Origin of the sequence: Christensenella minuta, from assembly GCF_003628755.1 — a bacterium.
Classification (GTDB): Bacteria; Bacillota; Clostridia; order Christensenellales; family Christensenellaceae; genus Christensenella; species Christensenella minuta.
The window spans coordinates 1,876,811-1,893,007 of record NZ_CP029256.1 but is presented as its reverse complement, the minus strand read 5'-3'; the positions used below and the strand labels follow the sequence as shown (position 1 = coordinate 1,893,007).

14 protein-coding genes are annotated in these 16,197 nt (G+C 50.3%); 5 read left to right on the top strand and 9 right to left on the bottom strand.

All coding sequences use genetic code 11. The annotated features are described in order from the left end of the window. Positions 1 to 779 precede the first annotated feature (779 nt). Positions 780 to 1,079 carry a TnpV protein gene (locus B1H56_RS08950; protein WP_330383217.1) on the bottom strand — a complete coding sequence of 100 codons (300 nt, stop codon included), beginning with the start codon at positions 1,077 to 1,079 and terminating at the stop codon, positions 780 to 782. 307 nt (positions 1,080 to 1,386) lie between these two features. Between B1H56_RS08950 and B1H56_RS14540 the strand changes: the two genes are divergently transcribed. Continuing rightward, a complete protein-coding gene (locus tag B1H56_RS14540) occupies positions 1,387 to 1,560 on the top strand; it encodes a hypothetical protein (protein WP_156468715.1) in 174 nt (57 codons plus the stop codon). 414 nt (positions 1,561 to 1,974) lie between these two features. Here the strand turns inward: B1H56_RS14540 and B1H56_RS08945 are convergent, their stop codons facing one another. The 8 genes from B1H56_RS08945 to B1H56_RS08910 form a co-directional block, all read right to left on the bottom strand. Beyond that, on the bottom strand, positions 1,975 to 2,346 hold the full coding sequence (locus B1H56_RS08945; protein ID WP_046442529.1) for an LPD28 domain-containing protein: 372 nt from the start codon (positions 2,344 to 2,346) through the stop codon (positions 1,975 to 1,977). Between the two features lie 27 nt (positions 2,347 to 2,373). Continuing rightward, positions 2,374 to 2,853 (bottom strand): hypothetical protein, encoded by a 480-nt coding sequence (locus tag B1H56_RS08940; RefSeq protein ID WP_066522511.1) that lies wholly within the window; start codon positions 2,851 to 2,853, stop codon positions 2,374 to 2,376. Between the two features lie 469 nt (positions 2,854 to 3,322). Beyond that, complete coding sequence (locus tag B1H56_RS08935) at positions 3,323 to 4,033, bottom strand: Fic/DOC family protein (RefSeq protein WP_066522507.1); 711 nt, start codon at positions 4,031 to 4,033, stop codon at positions 3,323 to 3,325. 27 nt (positions 4,034 to 4,060) lie between these two features. Continuing rightward, positions 4,061 to 4,246, bottom strand: a complete 186-nt coding sequence (locus tag B1H56_RS08930; RefSeq protein ID WP_066522506.1) for an antitoxin VbhA family protein — start codon at positions 4,244 to 4,246, stop codon at positions 4,061 to 4,063. Between the two features lie 200 nt (positions 4,247 to 4,446). After that, complete coding sequence (locus tag B1H56_RS08925; RefSeq protein ID WP_066522503.1) at positions 4,447 to 8,871, bottom strand: VaFE repeat-containing surface-anchored protein; 4,425 nt, start codon at positions 8,869 to 8,871, stop codon at positions 4,447 to 4,449. Positions 8,872 to 8,950: 79 nt separating this feature from the next. Continuing rightward, complete coding sequence (locus B1H56_RS14535; RefSeq protein ID WP_147554716.1) at positions 8,951 to 9,559, bottom strand: hypothetical protein; 609 nt, start codon at positions 9,557 to 9,559, stop codon at positions 8,951 to 8,953. A gap of 404 nt (positions 9,560 to 9,963) precedes the next feature. Next, a complete protein-coding gene (locus B1H56_RS08915) occupies positions 9,964 to 10,902 on the bottom strand; it encodes a ParB/RepB/Spo0J family partition protein (RefSeq protein ID WP_066522498.1) in 939 nt (312 codons plus the stop codon). Next, positions 10,859 to 11,677, bottom strand: a complete 819-nt coding sequence (locus B1H56_RS08910; protein WP_066522494.1) for a ParA family protein — start codon at positions 11,675 to 11,677, stop codon at positions 10,859 to 10,861. Before B1H56_RS08910 ends, B1H56_RS08915 begins: the two co-directional genes overlap by 44 nt. A gap of 634 nt (positions 11,678 to 12,311) precedes the next feature. Between B1H56_RS08910 and tsaA the strand changes: the two genes are divergently transcribed. From tsaA to B1H56_RS08890, 4 genes are all read left to right on the top strand, one after another. After that, a complete protein-coding gene (gene tsaA, locus B1H56_RS08905) occupies positions 12,312 to 13,001 on the top strand; it encodes a tRNA (N6-threonylcarbamoyladenosine(37)-N6)-methyltransferase TrmO (protein ID WP_066522492.1) in 690 nt (229 codons plus the stop codon). A 197-nt stretch (positions 13,002 to 13,198) separates the two neighbouring features. Next, positions 13,199 to 14,236 carry a D-alanine--D-alanine ligase family protein gene (locus tag B1H56_RS08900; protein WP_320864343.1) on the top strand — a complete coding sequence of 346 codons (1,038 nt, stop codon included), beginning with the start codon at positions 13,199 to 13,201 and terminating at the stop codon, positions 14,234 to 14,236. Positions 14,237 to 14,241: 5 nt separating this feature from the next. Beyond that, positions 14,242 to 15,594, top strand: a complete 1,353-nt coding sequence (locus tag B1H56_RS08895) for a UDP-N-acetylmuramoyl-tripeptide--D-alanyl-D-alanine ligase (protein WP_066522489.1) — start codon at positions 14,242 to 14,244, stop codon at positions 15,592 to 15,594. Between the two features lie 251 nt (positions 15,595 to 15,845). Continuing rightward, positions 15,846 to 16,196, top strand: coding sequence for a demethoxyubiquinone hydroxylase family protein (locus B1H56_RS08890; RefSeq protein ID WP_066522485.1), 351 nt, complete (start codon positions 15,846 to 15,848; stop codon positions 16,194 to 16,196). Position 16,197 lies beyond the last annotated feature (1 nt).

Sequence of the window (16,197 nt, the reverse complement as noted above, 5' to 3'; positions counted from 1 at the left end):
GATCTCATCGTCGGTAATAAAGCGCCGGGGAAGTTCCCGCGCAGTTTCCTGCGCCTCAAAAGCAAGCGGGATACGCTTCAGGTCGGAAACGTCCTGCAAAAGGCGCTCGGGATCATGGAGAATGCGGCGCGCGGGAGGATCCTGTCTGAAATCTTCGATGGCGGCTCTCAGCCTTTGCAGAATATCTTCTATGCCTTCTTCCCGCGACAGCATATCTATGATGTGCGCCTGTACTTCCGGCGCGCCGGAGCCTTCCGTTTTCCATTCCTGCGGAAGATTTTGGTGATCGTCCCGGAAAAAGAAATACAGGCTGCCCGCGATTTCAGCGCGCTCCGTTTCATCCGCCCGCTCCAGTTCTTCTTTCGGCAGGTAACGCCCAAGCGTGAGAAGCTCCATCACGCGCTTTGCCGCCTGTTCCCAAGTAAGCGAAATATGCCCGGCAGCTTTCTCAACGCTCCGGCCCTGCACGATCCGAAGGCCCGATTCGTCAAACCACATGGATACAGGCTGATCGTCCGTATAAAATCCGCGGCCGCCCGTGCCGTATTCCCCCCGCAGAAATGCGGTATTTTCTGCAAGCCCTTTGTCTTTCTTGAATTTGGCGCAAATGCGCAGGACGCTGTTTCTTTTGTTCCCGCCAAGGCACAGAGCTTCGTCCACTATTTGCTGCGGCAAAGTGAATCCCGGCTCCGTTTTGAGCAGGGACAGCTGTTCCTGCGGACTGTTTTCCCGCAATAAAAAACCGGGGGATTCGTTATCCTCCGGTCTTTCGGTTTCGGTTAATTGTATATGAGGTCGTGGATTACCGCTTCCTCCGCCGCCTGCTTCAGATTGTTCATCAGGCCCGTCCATTTCATGGGATCGGACGCTTTCAGTTCCTCCGTCACGCCCCCGTCCTGCGCCATCTTCGTTATGGTCAGTTCCACGATCCCGCGGACTTTCCGGTCTACCTCGATCAGGTGTTCCGTCAGTTTCCCGTTCAGGAGCAGGCTGTTGTACAGCCCTTTCCTGTGGTCTTTCAGGAATGTCCTGCGCATCCTCCCGTATTTCCCGATCTTCTCCTGCGGCTGGCGCGGCATCGTGAGTTCGGGGATCATTTGTCCGTTCTTCTCTTTGTATGTGATCTCCATATTCTTTACTCCTTTCATTTTCCTGTTTTTCTTCATTCTCCGATACTTCTTCCGGTTTGGCAAGTTTGTCGCGTTCTTCCCGCAGGAGGGAAAGCTCTGTCCGCTCAATCTGCCGGAGCAGCATTTCTGATATATCTCCTGCGGCGCTCCCAAGATGGGCCGCAAGCGCGGGCGTATGAAATTCGATGACGTCCCCAAATTCTTCCGGTGCGTAATATTCGCGCGGGGAATATCCAAGACGCGCAAGTAGGCAGTAATGGACGCTGTTTTCCACAAGGCGTTGAAAGTCTGCGCTAATTTCAAGCTCGTCCTGTCCCTCGAGCATACTGCCGCCAATATCCCGGAGCAGTCCGTCAAAGTAGTCTCCGAGATTATCTGTGACGGTATTGGATATAACGCCGAAAAGACGGTCCGAAAAGGGAAGCTCTGACCGTTCTTCGATCTCTCCGAAATGGTTTACCAGTTCTTCCAGTATCTTTTCTTCGTCCTGTTCCCGCATCTCCCATAGACGGAACGGGAGATTGGCCATAGGCCGGGTGTCCGACACGTCGAAAACATACTTCAGCGATGGTTTTTCGCCGCTGTCGTCGATCAGGGCAATCCCCTTAGCTCCACGGTTGATCCAACGCCTCATACGGTCGTTCCAAAGCTCGAATGACGCGCAGGCGCGAGCATCCGGCCTTTGCGCGTATATAAGGGTCTGCTCGTGGAACGGGTATTTATATAGCCATGCGGCGGAATCCAGAAAGGATTCCCATTCCTGTACGCTGCCTGTGATCCGCAGGAGCGTCTCCTGCGCAAGCTCTATAATACTTTGTACCTTTCCTGCCAAGATATGTACCTCCTATCGTTCTGTTCCTCTTTGCTTTTCTTTCTGCGGAGGATATTTTTTCATATATTCTTGCAGATTGCAGCTCCCACCCTCATAATTCCAGTCTTTTTGAGGATCGATCTCACGGTAAGCGTTTTGTGTGACGGGACTTTTTTTCAAGCGGATCGGCTCGTTCGTAATGAGCGTTCCCCAATGGTTCACCATGACCGCACGGGCGATCTCGCACGGATCGCCGCGGCCTTCGTCATCATGCCGTACTTCGTACAGATACATGCCTTTCGGAACCGTACTTCGGTCTATACGGGCGTTTGTGAACAACATGGTTTTTCCCAAAACAGTTACCTCTTCGTAAGTTTCCTCCCACGCATTATATGGATATGCCATTTTTTATCTCCTGCCTTCTCAATATGGTCAGCTTAAAATGTACTGTCCGCTTTCTTCCATGTCTGCCTTTGTACCGTTCATTTCATTCAGCAGCTCCAGAAGTGTTTTGAGGCACATCACAGCGGCGAAGGCCTCCAAATTGTCGTCCTGTGCCGTAATTTCAAACCTGTTTTCTTCCAGCAGCGCAAGATGCGGCAGGATAAAGGAAAACAGAATAAAGTCCTGACTGAGACGATTTAAGATCAGCGCATGGTCGTCTCCTGCATGGTAAGAATAGTATTTTTCGTATACGGCGACAGGGAGCTTAAGACCACCGTAAAAATATGTGATGCGCCCTGTATCTGAAATATGCCATACAACATAGTTGCCGCCCTCGCGCAGCCGGATCTTTGTGCTGCGTTCGTCCAATGCCGATTCGGCAGTCAGCCCGTCGTCTCTGCCGAACAGGGCCGCTGCCGCCATTGCCATCATTTTTGCCGCTTTTTCCATAAATTCCTGTTTCTCCATACTTGTTCCCTCCGTTCTTATCTTTCCGGCTCGCGCCGTCTTTCAGCGATCCTGCGCCTGTAATCCTTGTGCGCAGCGCTTTTGTCTGTGTAATAATGGCCCCAAAAGTATTCGCGGGGCGTACTCCTGCGAAACTGCCACGTTACATAAGGCTGCGGGGCTTTGCTGTTCAATAAGGGGCTTGCCCCGTCATTCAACGTGGCAAGGGACGGCGATCAGCCGTCCACGCAATCAGGGAGAGATTGCTCTCCTCCTGATTGCGCCAATGGAACCCGCCGCCTTTAAAGGCGGGGGGGGCATCTTGCCTAAGTTATATCCCAGCGCAAAACCCGTATTTCCAATACACCGTTTCTTAAGAATGGTATATCCCTGATTACGTTCCACTCGCTTCCTCATCTCCTCCGTTTCTAAAAATAGGTACAAAAAAACACATGAGATAGGTTCCCATGTGTTTCAGCAATACATTATTTTATTCTTCTGTTTCAAAAAGCTCGTAATGGTATTCTTTTACGTCATAGTCATTGATATGAGAATAATCCTGCCTTTTGCTATTGTCCATTCGTTCGGGTTCCGCATGATTTGTCATTGCATCTAAAATGATTTTATATAAATGCTGATATTCTTGATAAGGTTGGATAGAGGCCATGACCAGGGAATCCCTGACGTATGAACTGTACTCTGAAAACAAAGCGACATTGATATCAATATTCTTACTGCCTAAAAAACTAAGCATAAAGGTAGTTATGGTACGAGTATTTCCTTCGCGAAATGGGTGTAATTTCCACAACTCTGCAAAACATTTGGTAAATGTATCCGCGCAGTCTTCCGTTTCAAGGTGTTCCCATTCTATGTTCTGCAAGGCGGCTATAATTCTTGCAGTTTCTTTCTCAAGCAGCGTGTAGTCGGTATATTCTACTGACATTCCGTCTAATACACGCTCTGCCTTCCTGATATTGATTGTTCTAAATTGTCCGGCCCACTCATAAATATCTCCAAACAAATAATAATGTAACTTCTTTAACAAATCTACGGTAAACTCTTTCCCGGATAAATATTGTTCTGCCGTTACGAGGTTTATATATACGAGGTCATTTTCCTTTTCGGTAAGTAACTGACCGTCGCGTATATCAAACTTATTGATTAATATATTCGTACCCGGATAAGTATATGGATCGGGCATAATAACCTCCTTACAAAAAAATGACGCTCATTTGAGCGCCAATCCAGATTTTTTAAGATACTCACGTTTCATTTGCTCTGCGCTTATTTCACCATTAATATATCGTTTGGTAATATCTGTGGCTGTTTTCGATGGCCGTCGGCCTTCTACCATTGCAATGCCAAGCGCGTTATTAACACGCCGTAACCGCAATGCTTTTTCCTGATTTGTCATAGTAACGCGCTCCTTTCGTATTGTTATATATATTATACCAAAATACTGGAAAAAGTAAACCAAAGAACCGCGATCAGGGGGCTTGTATAGCCCCCTGCCGCCTTGTCCTTATTGTTTGCTCTTTTTCCTCTTATGTAGGAAAACAGCTCCTGCTAAAATGCCGATACATAATACGATTGCTAAAATTGTTTTCGGTTCCATTATTTGCCTCCGTTCCGTATTTTTTTAGAGCGTTTCTTTTTCAGCCATATTGTAAGCACGATCAGCCCTGACGCTGCCGCACATATAACGAGATAGGGGAGCACGGTTCGGGTATCTCCCGTTTTCGGTGGGTTCTCCGGCGGCGGCAGTAACGTTACCGTCTGCGCTTCATCGTTTATGTCCGTATGTACGGCGATCTCCGTCCCCCCGCACTCCAAATACTCAAACGCTACCAGCGTTTTCCCGGTAAGGTCTATGGCAGGGAACGTGAATATAACCTTTGCTGTTCCCGCTGATTCCTCCGGCGTAAATACTGTTTCTGCCGTAATTTCCTTACCATTTACAAGAATCGGCTGTTCCGTTTCCTGAGCCATCAGAATACCTTTCAGCACATATTCCTTTCCGGGCATAAGATTTTGATACGAGACTGTATCAACAAGGGATATTTCTTCACTCACTGCAATCTCTTTGTCTCCCTCTTGTCCGGTGAGCGTCGTGCCAATCTCCGGGTTCCGAAAACGTACTGTCTGCCCTTTGTCCCCGATGTCTGCGTGTACGGAAATCTCCCGGCCTTTGTATTGCAGGCTTTCGAACACAACGGCTGTCTTGCCTTTGAGCGGAACAGAGTTGAATGTAAAGATAACTTCTACTGTCCCGTTTTCCGTTTCCGGCACAAACTCAGCCCAGGCGGTGATCGGCTCATCATCCGCAAGTAACGGTTCGCCTGTTTCTTTGTCCATTAACACGCCTTGCAAAGTGTATGTTTCGCCCGGGAGCAATCCATGATAGGTTACCGTATCCACAAGCGTTACTTCGGGAAGCACATCCAGCTCCTTTTCTCCATCCGGACCAGCCGCATTTGTACCGATCTCCGGTTTCTGGAACCGAACCGTCTGGTTTTCGTCCGCTATATCTTTATGTTCCGCAACTATTTTTCCATCCAGTTCAAGCGTCTCAAAAACAACTACGGACTTTCCATCCATGTCAAGGGAGTTGAACGTAAATTCATTGGTAACTGTCCCTTCCGGCGCGGTTGCCCGGAACACTGTTTCCGCCGTTATTTCCTCGCCGCCTATGAGGAGCGGCTGTCCTGTTTCCTTGTCCATCAACACGCCTTTGACCGTATATATCTTCCCAACGGACAAACCGCTGTAATACACCGTGTCCTGAAGTGTCGTTTGTTCAGACACATAGGCGTCATTCAGCATTGTTTCCACATCGTTTGCCGTCGTAAAGATTTCCGGCTGCTTTCCATAATCGTCGGTCAATGTTCCTAAATCTATAGTAGTATTGTGGCGGTAAATGGAGACCTCAAACGAAAGAAGCTCCATATCCTTGTTCGCCTCGCACCGCTGTTCTTCGATCAGATAATCGTCATACAGGAGCGCGCCCACGCTGTCGTCCAGCGTATCAATATCTCCAAACCAGATACCGTCCCGGTCTGTCGTTCCCCGGTTGGTGTTTTGGCTATGCGGGTTCCACGCGGAGGAGGTATCAAACTGTCCGTTCCTATCGGTGATGATGGTATGGGATTCTCCCGTGGTAAGGGACGTTATTTTGAACGGGATATTCGCAAGCCGCTGCGCCGTTCCGTCTGCGATCTTCACGCCTTTCAGGTCGCCGCGGATCGGCTCGTTTTTGATTGCCGTATCAGCCGTATTCAGGTTCACAATTTCTCCGTTTTCACGAATCGTAAAAGTACGGGCGAGTACGCCCGTATGCAGATATCCTTCATCCGGCGGAGCAGTTTCCCGCACTTCGTATGTACCATAGGGAAGCAGGTTATTTTCCGTACTTGCCGCGCCTGTTTCGTCCGTTTTCATGGTATATACCACTTCACCGGGCGCATACAGCGTCCCGTTTACCAATACACCCATTTTACTCCGGCTTATAATCTCAAACACCGCGCCCGCAAGCGTGCCGCCGCCCTGCGGTTTGTTTCCGTCAATTTCCGCGTCCCATTTCTCAATACGGACGCCGCCGCGGATCACATCATTTTTGATTCCTGTGCCGGAGGCGTTCAGATTAACTATTTTCCCGTTTTCCCGGATTTCAAACGTTCTTTGAAGTACACCCTCATGCAAATACCCCTCCGGCTGTCCGTTTTCTGATTCCCTCACCTCATATCTCCCATAGGGGAGCAGGTCATTTGCCGTACTTGCCGTGCCTGTTTCGTCTGTCATCATCGTATGCACGACCTCCCCGGGCTCAAAGGAGTTTCCGTTTACGATCACTGCTTTCGCATTGCGGTTGACGATCTCCAGTACAGTATTTTCCAGAGTTCCGTCTCCCTGCGGCGTATTCCCGTCCAGTTCGTTATCCCATTTCTGTACGGAAACACCGCCGCGTATGACGGATTCCCGAACGACAGGCGCATTGTATGTCCACACCGATTCCACGCCCTGGCTGTCTGCGCTGATCTGCCGGATAAACAGTTCATCATTCGGCAAATATCCTTCCGGGCTTTTGGATTCCTGAATTGTTACTGTTCCGAGAGGCAGGGTGGGTATTTGCCCATTGCTTCCGTAATACAGCGGATCGCCGGAAACGAGATAGTCCGGGTGGAGCAGGGCATAGCCGTCTGCGTCTGTCCTGACAGTCCATGTCCGCTCCGGCTGTTTCCCGGACAAATCGGCTTCTGTAGAATACAGCCCTTTGTAGTAGCGTATGGTAAATTCTGCTCCCATAAGTCCCGCGCCGCCCTGCGGCACATTTGTTCCGTTATCTGCGTCCAGCTTGCGGAGCAGGATATCTGCCGGATCGTTCTGCGGGATATTTTTGACCTCCAATGCCGTCGTTTGTCCCGAGGTAATGGCAAAAGAAATTTGCCCTGTATGTCCTGCATACCCTTTTGGCGCGGTACGCTCTACGAGGTAATATCCTGTTCCTGCCGGGATGCCTGTAAGACTGCCTCTGCCATCTTCCTTTGTGGTGATTGTGCCAATTTTCTGCCCGCTGCCGGAATACACATCAAAGACCGCACCGGCAAGAGAGTAACAGGGATTCCCGTTCGTTTTAGCGGGATCGGCAGAAACTTTGACGATCTCGAGGTTACCTGTGGGTGTATAGTCCCAGCTCATGATGGGCTGCTGGCCATTCGCGCGGCCCTCGTTGTAGAGGAAGGCGTCAAAACCCTCCGGTGGCATAGCCTGTGACTCAAACGAAGCTATCATTCCTTTGACATGGCCGATCATATCATCGCCAAGTCCCTTAAACGCGGATTCGTCATTGAGGTATACATACGCCGCCGCTACATGGCACAGGGCATACATGGAATCATTGTTGTCGTTATCTCCGAACAAGCCCTCCTTTACGCTGTCCCATCCAGGGCCGCCGAAACCGTAATACGCGATCTTTGTTAAGGTTTTATCCTGATCGCTTCCGTTACGGTCAAGGTATCTGCTGATGGCATACTCTCCGTTGGAAGCTCCCTTAACAGTGGGATCGAGACAAAACGCCTGATTGCCGTCAGCCCAATAATATTTGGTATAGTAGCCGTAATAGATCTGGTTTTCGTCGCGGATGCTGGTGATCGTGGTCTTATCCCGTCCGCGCGTCTGGGGGAAAATGCCTGCGGCGTTCACCCGGATATTTCCGCCGAGCGGCGAGGTGCAAATGGTAAGCGTTCCATTCTCTATGCTGTAATCCCTGTCCGGCAGGTCTACGCCGTTTTGAGAGACAGAGGCTCCTGAAACGCCTGTAAGCGGAATGCTGACCGTATCTGCATTGGAGGGCATAGTGAGTTCCACGGCGCTGTCTTCATACACATCGTGCCTGTTGGTACTGACCGTTACGGTAACGGGCAGTTCCGTGATTTCGGAAACAGGGCAATACAATTCAATATGCAGATCATGCCCGGCAAGATTGCCCGGAAGCGAAATGATCCCGCTTTCAGCGTCATAGGCTGCATGGCCTGTGACGTCTATGCCACCGTCCAGCGTCACACGGAAACGGTCTGTGCTGACCGGGATCCTGTCCGGGTATTTGTTTGCCGAAACCATGATGGCTCGTCCATCTGTTTCAAATTCTGCATAAAAGGAATGGCTAGATTGTATTTCGCTGACATCATGGGCGTAATAATGGTACGTTACCTGTACCAAAGGCTGCTTTACTGTTCGGAACAGGATCGGCTGAATACCGCTGATATCTGCCGTCCGTGGTTTCGGTGTTGGTTCCGGTTCCTGTTCATTCGCCTGACTTGGCGTTTCCGTTGGAATCGGTGTTTTCTCCGGTTCCGGTGTGGAAGTAATCTCTGGCGTCGGTTCAACAACAGGCGTTTTCGTTGGTTCCGATGATGATATGGATACTTCCGGCAATTCTGGGCTTGGTATACCGTTTTCCGCTGATGCCGAAACGGGTATCAGGGAAAAACAGACCGCGACTGCCAATATGAGGCAAACTGCCTTTTTTGATATCTTTTTCATAACTACCTCCTGTTTTTCAGATAAAAGGGTAAACAAAAAGGCCTGCATCTTTTTGCAAGCCTTTTTTACTTATATATTATTATTTTACATAGTAACTGAAGTTTTCTCCATTTAGCGTATGGCTTTTCCCATGTGCAACGATTGTGTCTATCGTCATTTCCGCTCCGCAGGTATTACATACCGCAATATCTTGTTTGGGGGCTGTTGGCTGTGGCGTAGGTTCTGCCGTAGGCTCTGGAGTTGGGGCAGGCGTAGGCTGTGGAGTAGATGCCGGAAGCGGATCGGGATTTGATTCCGAAGTAGGCTCATTTTCCGGTACAGCAGCCGATTGGGAAGTAGATTGTGATTCGTACAAAGAATGATCTGTTCTGGTTTGCGTACCTTTGGAATTTGACGTGCTTGAACTTTCGTTGCTTTTCACCGTGTTATCTTTTCCCTGTCCAATGCTTTGTATGCTTTCCTCATTGTTTCCTGTCACCGATGCGGAGGCCGTTGGAGCAAATGACTGACCACGGCTTGGTTCAGGAGACGGGATTGCCAACGCGCCTACTGTAGCTGTTGTTGTAGGTGCGCTTGTAGGACAGGATATAATTTCCGCTTGTTTGTTCTGGCCTCCTGCTATACTGACCGCTATCATACCTGCGGCTATCCCTGCCGCTGCTATAATGACAATTCTCTTACGCTTCATTGTAACTGCTGCCCCTTTCCCTCGTATTTGCCACCATTATATTCTGATTCTGCTTTGTTGTCTAATGCCTGAAATTCTTCTTTCGGCTGGTAATACGGCAGGTAACAGGGTTGGGGTTTGTAAGGGGAAGGGGGAAAAACTATGTCACCTCATTTTTGCAAAAGGACAGACTTCTCCCCGGGCTTACCTTTTCTCTTTTGCAGGCATTTTTTCCGATTATATGTAAGGCGGGAGGAACGCTGTTTCTTTTCTTGCGGTTTAATTTCCCCGCGGTTAAATCCCGGGATTTCCCGCATCATTTTTTCGTATTCTAAGTCTTTGCCCTCTGTAAAATACACGTTTCATCACCTCCCCGGTGAAAAGGGCATAGAAAAATCCTTGCGTCTGCGCATAACACAAGGCTTTTACCGTTCATATTCCCGCGCCTGTTTCGCCCGTTCCAGTTTCCTGTAATACAGGTCGAGCGCCTTGAAGATGATCTCCTCCTTTTGTTTCGGCGTGTAATCTCTTGGGAAGTATTTATTAAGCTTATCTCCCGCAATGGTGAGCTTATAGTCCTGCGGGCGTTCCTCCTGCAATACAAGCTCTATGCCGTTTCGGTCAAGCTTTCCAGCCTGCGCCGCCTTTTTTAGACGCTGGGCTTGCGCGAGGGACGGCGTGCTTTCTTCCTGTTCTATTACTTCCAGTAAATTTTCCTGCAACGGTAAAGGAAGAAAGGACAACTCATAGGCGGGGTTAAGGGCGATCTTTTTATCATCTACCATTTGCATCAATGGCGGGATCAGTTCGGTTAAGCGGATATATCGCTGTAATGTATCGCCGCTAATTTTTGCATCGGACGCTACTAAATCATCGCTGCGAAACTTCGCCGCAACTTGCGGCGAAGTTAAATCCGTCCGTGCTCCTTGCCTTTTGACTGCCTCCAATTTCAGCTTATATGCCTTTGCCCGTTCACTTGGCAGGATATTTTCACGCTGCAAGTTGCTATCCACCATGGCAATCGCGGCTTCATCATCTGTGAGGTTTCGCACGATACAGGGAAGGGTTTGCAATCCTGCTTTTAGCCCTGAAAATTTTCTGCGGTGGCCTGCCACAAGCTCATAACCGCCGTCTTGTTTGGGACGGACAAGCGCGGGATTCAAAATGCCGTATTCTTTTACGCTCTCCACCATTTTCGCCATTTCCTCATCGTTCCGCACCTGAAATGGGTTGTCCGGGTTTTCGCTGATTTTTTCCATTGGAATCTCAATTACTTTTTCGTGTTTCGCGTCTTGCCTGTCTGCTTCACTGGAGAATAGGTCATCGACTGAGGCCAGCTTGATGTTTCTCACGCTGCTTGCCATTTCTCATTACCTCCTTCGTTAAGGCTTCGTATGCTGCCGCCGCGCGTCCGCTCTTATCATATTCATAGATACTCTTTCCCTCTGCACTCGTTTCCGCGACTTTTACCGCCATTGGTATCTCTGTTTTGAATACTTTGAGTTTATCCCCGAAATCCCGCCGCAGGATAAAAGAAATATCTTTTGAAAGGTTCGTGCGTCCGTCTACCATCGTAAGCAGGACGCCCTCTATCCTGAGATCAGGGTTCGTATTCCGTTTTACACGGCTGATCGTCTGCAATAACTGGCTCATCCCTTTTGCAGGAAGATAATGTGCCTGCACCGGGATCAATACGCTGTCCGCCGCAGTCAGGGCATTGACCGTTACCATGCCGAGAGACGGCATACAGTCGATAAGGACATAATCATAATCCTTCTTGACTTCCTCCAGATAATTCCGCATGATAGTCTCACGGCTCATCGTGTTGACAAGCGATACTTCCATTGCGGACAATTCGATATTTGCCGGGAGCAGGTCTATGCCTTCAGCGTGATGTAGGATACCTTCTCTCTTTTGGAGCGGTTCGTCCGTGATGATTTTTCCCATTACGGTTGCAAGGGTTTTATGCAGATTGTCCGGTTCATGCCAGCCGAGGCTGTCCGTTAGATTACCCTGTGCGTCCGCATCTACAAGAAGTACTTTTTTCCCGTGTCGTACAAGCCCGATCCCGAGATTTACTGTTGTCGTCGTTTTGCCCACGCCGCCCTTTTGATTGGCAAGGGCGATCACTTTCGTCATATTCGTTCCTCCTTTGCTTGAAATATATGCAAAAGCCGCTTGCTCTCGCAAACGGCTTTTGTATTATACATTATTATCAAGAGATTCCTTCCGTTTATTTGTTTCCTTATGCCTATTACATTCAATTTCAAACCAGAATATGTTTTAAATAAGGTATATGTGCAAATATGCAATATCTATATTTTTGAGCCACTGACTACTGCCTTTTGATTTTATGAGCAAAAATTACTCATTTTTTTCTTCGCTCTTGTTTTGCTCATAAATTTTGCTCATAAAACTAGGTTTTGCTCATAAATCACAAATTTTTCATCTATTGCACAATTCGACGCAAAAAATATACGCGATGTCCAAAAACGCCTCAACCATGCGTTTCGCGGAACGTCGCGTATTGCAATTAAATTATTCTTTTAACAGTTTTTGCACGAAACAAAGTGCCAACTACGTCCTTGGTAAGGATGAGGTCGTGGGTTCAATTCCCACCATCAGCTCCACGTCGCGGCAGACTCCGCGGTACGGAACCCGCAGGGAAACCTGCGGGGTTTTTTTATGTTTTGCAGCGTTATGCTTTCGTTCGTGCCCGGAGCAAGAAGGCCTGCGGTGTGATAGAAGATTTTCAGGAGAGAGGTATGCGCTTATGGTACGATTAAAAAAGATTGCCCATATCAAAAGCGATTTTCCGGCAAAATTCGGGATTCCCCGCCAGAGCGGCCTTGTCGGCGGAGCGGAGGCCTCCGTTGTATTTGAAGAGGGCTACAGGAATCCGGAAGCCCTGCGTGGCCTCGAGGGGTTTTCCCATATCTGGATATTGTGGGGATTTTCCGCATCCGAACAGGATGGATGGTCACCGACGGTGCGTCCTCCGAGGCTTGGCGGCAATGTTCGCGTCGGGGTCTTCGCGTCGCGTTCTCCTTATCGGCCAAATCCCATCGGCATATCGCCGGTGAAGCTGGAAGCCATTGAATACAATGCGGAAGCAGGTCCGATCCTGCATATTTCGGGCGTTGACATGATGGACGGGACGCCCGTCTACGATATCAAACCCTATGTGCCGACCGACAGCCACCCGGAGGCGGTTACGGGCTTCGCGGCGGCTCCAAACGGCGTGCGCCTGCAGGTGCAAATGGACCGGGAAAAGCTGGGCGCAATACCGGACGGGGATATTGCGGTGATTTGCGCCCTGTTGCGCGAGGACCCGCGGCCTGCGTATCATAACGACCCGGAGCGGACCTATGGCATGGAATACAAGGATTATGAAATAAAATTTACCGTTTCGGGAAACGTCCTGCAGGTGACGGACATTCGTACGGCGGATAGGCGGGAGTGAAAAGGCCGCGCCGGATAAGCGGCTCAAAGCCGCCTTCCGGGACGCTGTACACAGCCGGGATTCCTCTTAGCCACGCGTTTTCTATTGCGGGAGAAGGGCTCATGTGTTACAATAAATCACGGCTTAAAAGGGTTTTTAAACGGCGGAATAAAAACACATACAGTTGCGAAAATACGGATTGGAGCATTTAAAAAATCATGATGAATATTGTTGTTTTGGCAGGCGGGATGAGCTCGGAGCGCGAAGTGTCCCTTTCCTCGGGAACGATGGTAACCAACGCGTTGCGGCGGGCGGGGCACCGCGCTGTGCTGGTGGATTCCTTTCTTGGCCTCGATATCCCCGGGGAAGTGATGGATGTGTTCAACGTGGAGGGCGAGATGGAAGCCGTCCGCGTGGAAGAACAGGCGCCGGACCTTGAAAAGGTAAAAGCCGCCCGTGGAGACAGCGGTTTTGGAACGGTCGGCGAAAACGTGATCGAGGTATGCCGCGCTGCGGACATCGTTTATATGGGCCTGCATGGCGAAGACGGAGAGAACGGACGGATGCAGGCATTTTTTGACGTATTGGGCATCAAATATACGGGTGCGGGTTATCTGGGAAGCGCGCTTGCCATGCACAAGGGGATCAGCAAACAGATGGTCGCGGGCATTCTCAAAACCGCGCAAAGCAAGGTGTTTCGCAAAGGTGGAGATATGGACGGAATCGAAGAGATCGGTTTTCCGTGCATTGTAAAACCGTGCTGCGGCGGGTCGAGTATCGGCATTGCTAAAGCGGGTGACCAACGTGAATTGGAACGGGCGCTTGCGGATGCGTTCCGCTGCGAAGATGAAATCATGGTGGAGCAGTTCATTACAGGCCGCGAATTTTCGGTCGGCGTTTTGGGCGGTGTGGCGCTTCCGCCCATCGAGATCATTCCGCGCGGCGGATTTTACGATTATGCGCATAAATACCAGGCGGGGTGGACGGAAGAAGTATGCCCGGCGGCGATTGACGGAAAAACGGAACAGGCGATGCAGGACATGGCGCGGGAGGCATGCCGCCTTTTGAGGCTTGAGGTTTACGCGCGCGGGGAATTCATTTTGACGGAGGACGGCGAGCTTTATTTCCTTGAAATGAATACGCTTCCCGGCATGACGCCCACCAGCCTGCTGCCTCAGGAGGCGGCCGCCGCCGGGCTCTCCTACGAACAGCTGTGTGAACGCATTATCGAGCTTTCCCTTGAGAAATACAGGTGAACCGTATGAAAGAATTTTTACTGAGCCAGGCTGTAGGGGCGGTGCATGGAACCTACCACGGAGACGGCGCCGCGCTTTTGAAGCGGGTGCGCGGCGTTGTGATCGACAACCGCAAGGTGGAGCCGGACTTTTTGTTTGTCCCCATCAAGGGAGAACGGTTCGACGGGCATGATTTTATCCCGTCCGCCTATGAAGCGGGCGCGCTTGCCTGCATTACGGAACGGGAACTTCAAACGGAACGGCCGTATATCCTCGTGAAGGATTCCTTGTCGGCTTTCCAAAGCCTTGCGGAGTTCTATAAAGGACTGTTTGACGTCAAAACCATCGGAATTACGGGCAGCGTGGGCAAAACGACGACGAAGGAACTCATTTCATCCGTACTTTCGCAGAAATACGGCGTGCTGAAATCGGAAGGGAACCTGAACAACCAAACGGGCGTTCCCCTGACGGTATTTCGCCTGGAAGACCATCACGATGTCGCCGTGGTGGAAATGGGTACCAACCATTTCGGTGAGATACGCAATCTTGCCAAAATCGCGCGGCCTGATTTCTGTTTCCTGACCAACATCGGGGAAGCGCATATCGAGCATCTCGGTTCAAAAGAAGGGATATTGAAAGCGAAATCCGAAATGTTGGAATACATAAAGCCGGACGGGCGTGTGTTTGTGAATGGCGACGATCCGTACCTGCGGACGCTTAAAGAGGCGCGGACGGATGTGACTGCCTTCGGCAAAGACCCGCAAAATGATATTTATGCCGAAAAGATCAAAAGCAAGGGCCTTGACGGCACGGATTTTGTGATTCATACGCCGGATACGGAATTCCCGGCACACGTTCCTTCGCCGGGCGGGCACATGGTGTATAATGCGCTTGCGGCGGCGGCAGCGGGGCTTGCGCTCGGCATGGGGCCGGACGAGATCGCGCTTGGCCTCGCGGCATATAAAACGATTGCGGGGCGCATGTGTATCGAAACCAGGAACGGGATTACCGTTTTAAACGACGTGTATAACGCGAATCCGGGATCCATGCGTGCGGCCCTTGACGTTCTCGCCTATGCGGAAGGCGGCAGGGTGTGTGTCCTCGGAGACATGCTGGAGCTTGGCGAAAAGGCGGAGCAATATCACCGCGAACTTGGCGCCTATGCGGCGCGGAGGGCCGACCGCGTGCTGTGTGTGGGAACACTCGCCAAACATATTTACACCGGCGCAAAAGAGGCGGGTGCGGAAGCGTTCTGTTTCGGAACGCAGGACGAACTGCTTGCAAAAATACGGGGGCTGGTACGCGAAGGCGACGCCGTGCTGGTCAAAGCCTCGCGCGGAATGCGGCTCGAAAAGACGGTTGAGTTTTTATTAAAATAGAAAAGAGATAGAAAACCGCATTTTATGCGGTTTTTTGCAAAAACCAGTTTGATATCCACAATTCGCTCCCTGCAATATCATATCAGCACATTATAGTCTCCATAGTATCCCGCCGCGGAAAAGCAAAACTTCATTAAAATTCGCGGCTTTTTGTTTTATCGCCAAAAATCCAGTTTAACTATAGACCTACAAAGAGGCGCGCGGGAAAACGGAAAGCGCCGCCATTGACCAAGAAAAAAGGAGCTGATATTATGCCAAGTTTTGGAAACCCGTTTGCGGGGAATGTAGAAAGAAAAATTACCAAGGGAGAGCTCATACAGGCGGTACGCCTTGATATCGCGGGAGAACTGGAAGCCATCTACCTCTACGATGCCCATGTCATGGCGACAGACGATATCGTTGCGAAAACGGTGCTCGCGGATATTCGCGATGAGGAAAAGGCGCACATTGGGGAACTGATGACGCTTCTGCAGCACCTTGACCCGGACGAAGCGGAGCATTTTGCTTCCGGCGTAGAGGAAGTCAAGGAAATGATGGAAAAATTGGGCACCCCGGACGAAGCGGCGGTCAAGGCTACTGTGGGCAGCCTTCTTGACAGGTAAG

Bases quoted from the DNA above. Each gene is read 5' to 3' on its own strand.
- B1H56_RS08950 (WP_330383217.1), bottom strand. From the start codon at position 1,079: ATGCCGCGCCAGCCGCAGGAGAAGATCGGGAAATACGGGAGGATGCGC.
- B1H56_RS14540 (WP_156468715.1), top strand. From the start codon at position 1,387: ATGGACGCTGTTTTCCACAAGGCGTTGAAAGTCTGCGCTAATTTCAAG.
- B1H56_RS08945 (WP_046442529.1), bottom strand. From the start codon at position 2,346: ATGGCATATCCATATAATGCGTGGGAGGAAACTTACGAAGAGGTAACT.
- B1H56_RS08940 (WP_066522511.1), bottom strand. From the start codon at position 2,853: ATGGAGAAACAGGAATTTATGGAAAAAGCGGCAAAAATGATGGCAATG.
- B1H56_RS08935 (WP_066522507.1), bottom strand. From the start codon at position 4,033: ATGCCCGATCCATATACTTATCCGGGTACGAATATATTAATCAATAAG.
- B1H56_RS08930 (WP_066522506.1), bottom strand. From the start codon at position 4,246: ATGACAAATCAGGAAAAAGCATTGCGGTTACGGCGTGTTAATAACGCG.
- B1H56_RS08925 (WP_066522503.1), bottom strand. From the start codon at position 8,871: ATGAAAAAGATATCAAAAAAGGCAGTTTGCCTCATATTGGCAGTCGCG.
- B1H56_RS14535 (WP_147554716.1), bottom strand. From the start codon at position 9,559: ATGAAGCGTAAGAGAATTGTCATTATAGCAGCGGCAGGGATAGCCGCA.
- B1H56_RS08915 (WP_066522498.1), bottom strand. From the start codon at position 10,902: ATGGCAAGCAGCGTGAGAAACATCAAGCTGGCCTCAGTCGATGACCTA.
- B1H56_RS08910 (WP_066522494.1), bottom strand. From the start codon at position 11,677: ATGACGAAAGTGATCGCCCTTGCCAATCAAAAGGGCGGCGTGGGCAAA.
- tsaA (WP_066522492.1), top strand. From the start codon at position 12,312: ATGGTACGATTAAAAAAGATTGCCCATATCAAAAGCGATTTTCCGGCA.
- B1H56_RS08900 (WP_320864343.1), top strand. From the start codon at position 13,199: ATGATGAATATTGTTGTTTTGGCAGGCGGGATGAGCTCGGAGCGCGAA.
- B1H56_RS08895 (WP_066522489.1), top strand. From the start codon at position 14,242: ATGAAAGAATTTTTACTGAGCCAGGCTGTAGGGGCGGTGCATGGAACC.
- B1H56_RS08890 (WP_066522485.1), top strand. From the start codon at position 15,846: ATGCCAAGTTTTGGAAACCCGTTTGCGGGGAATGTAGAAAGAAAAATT.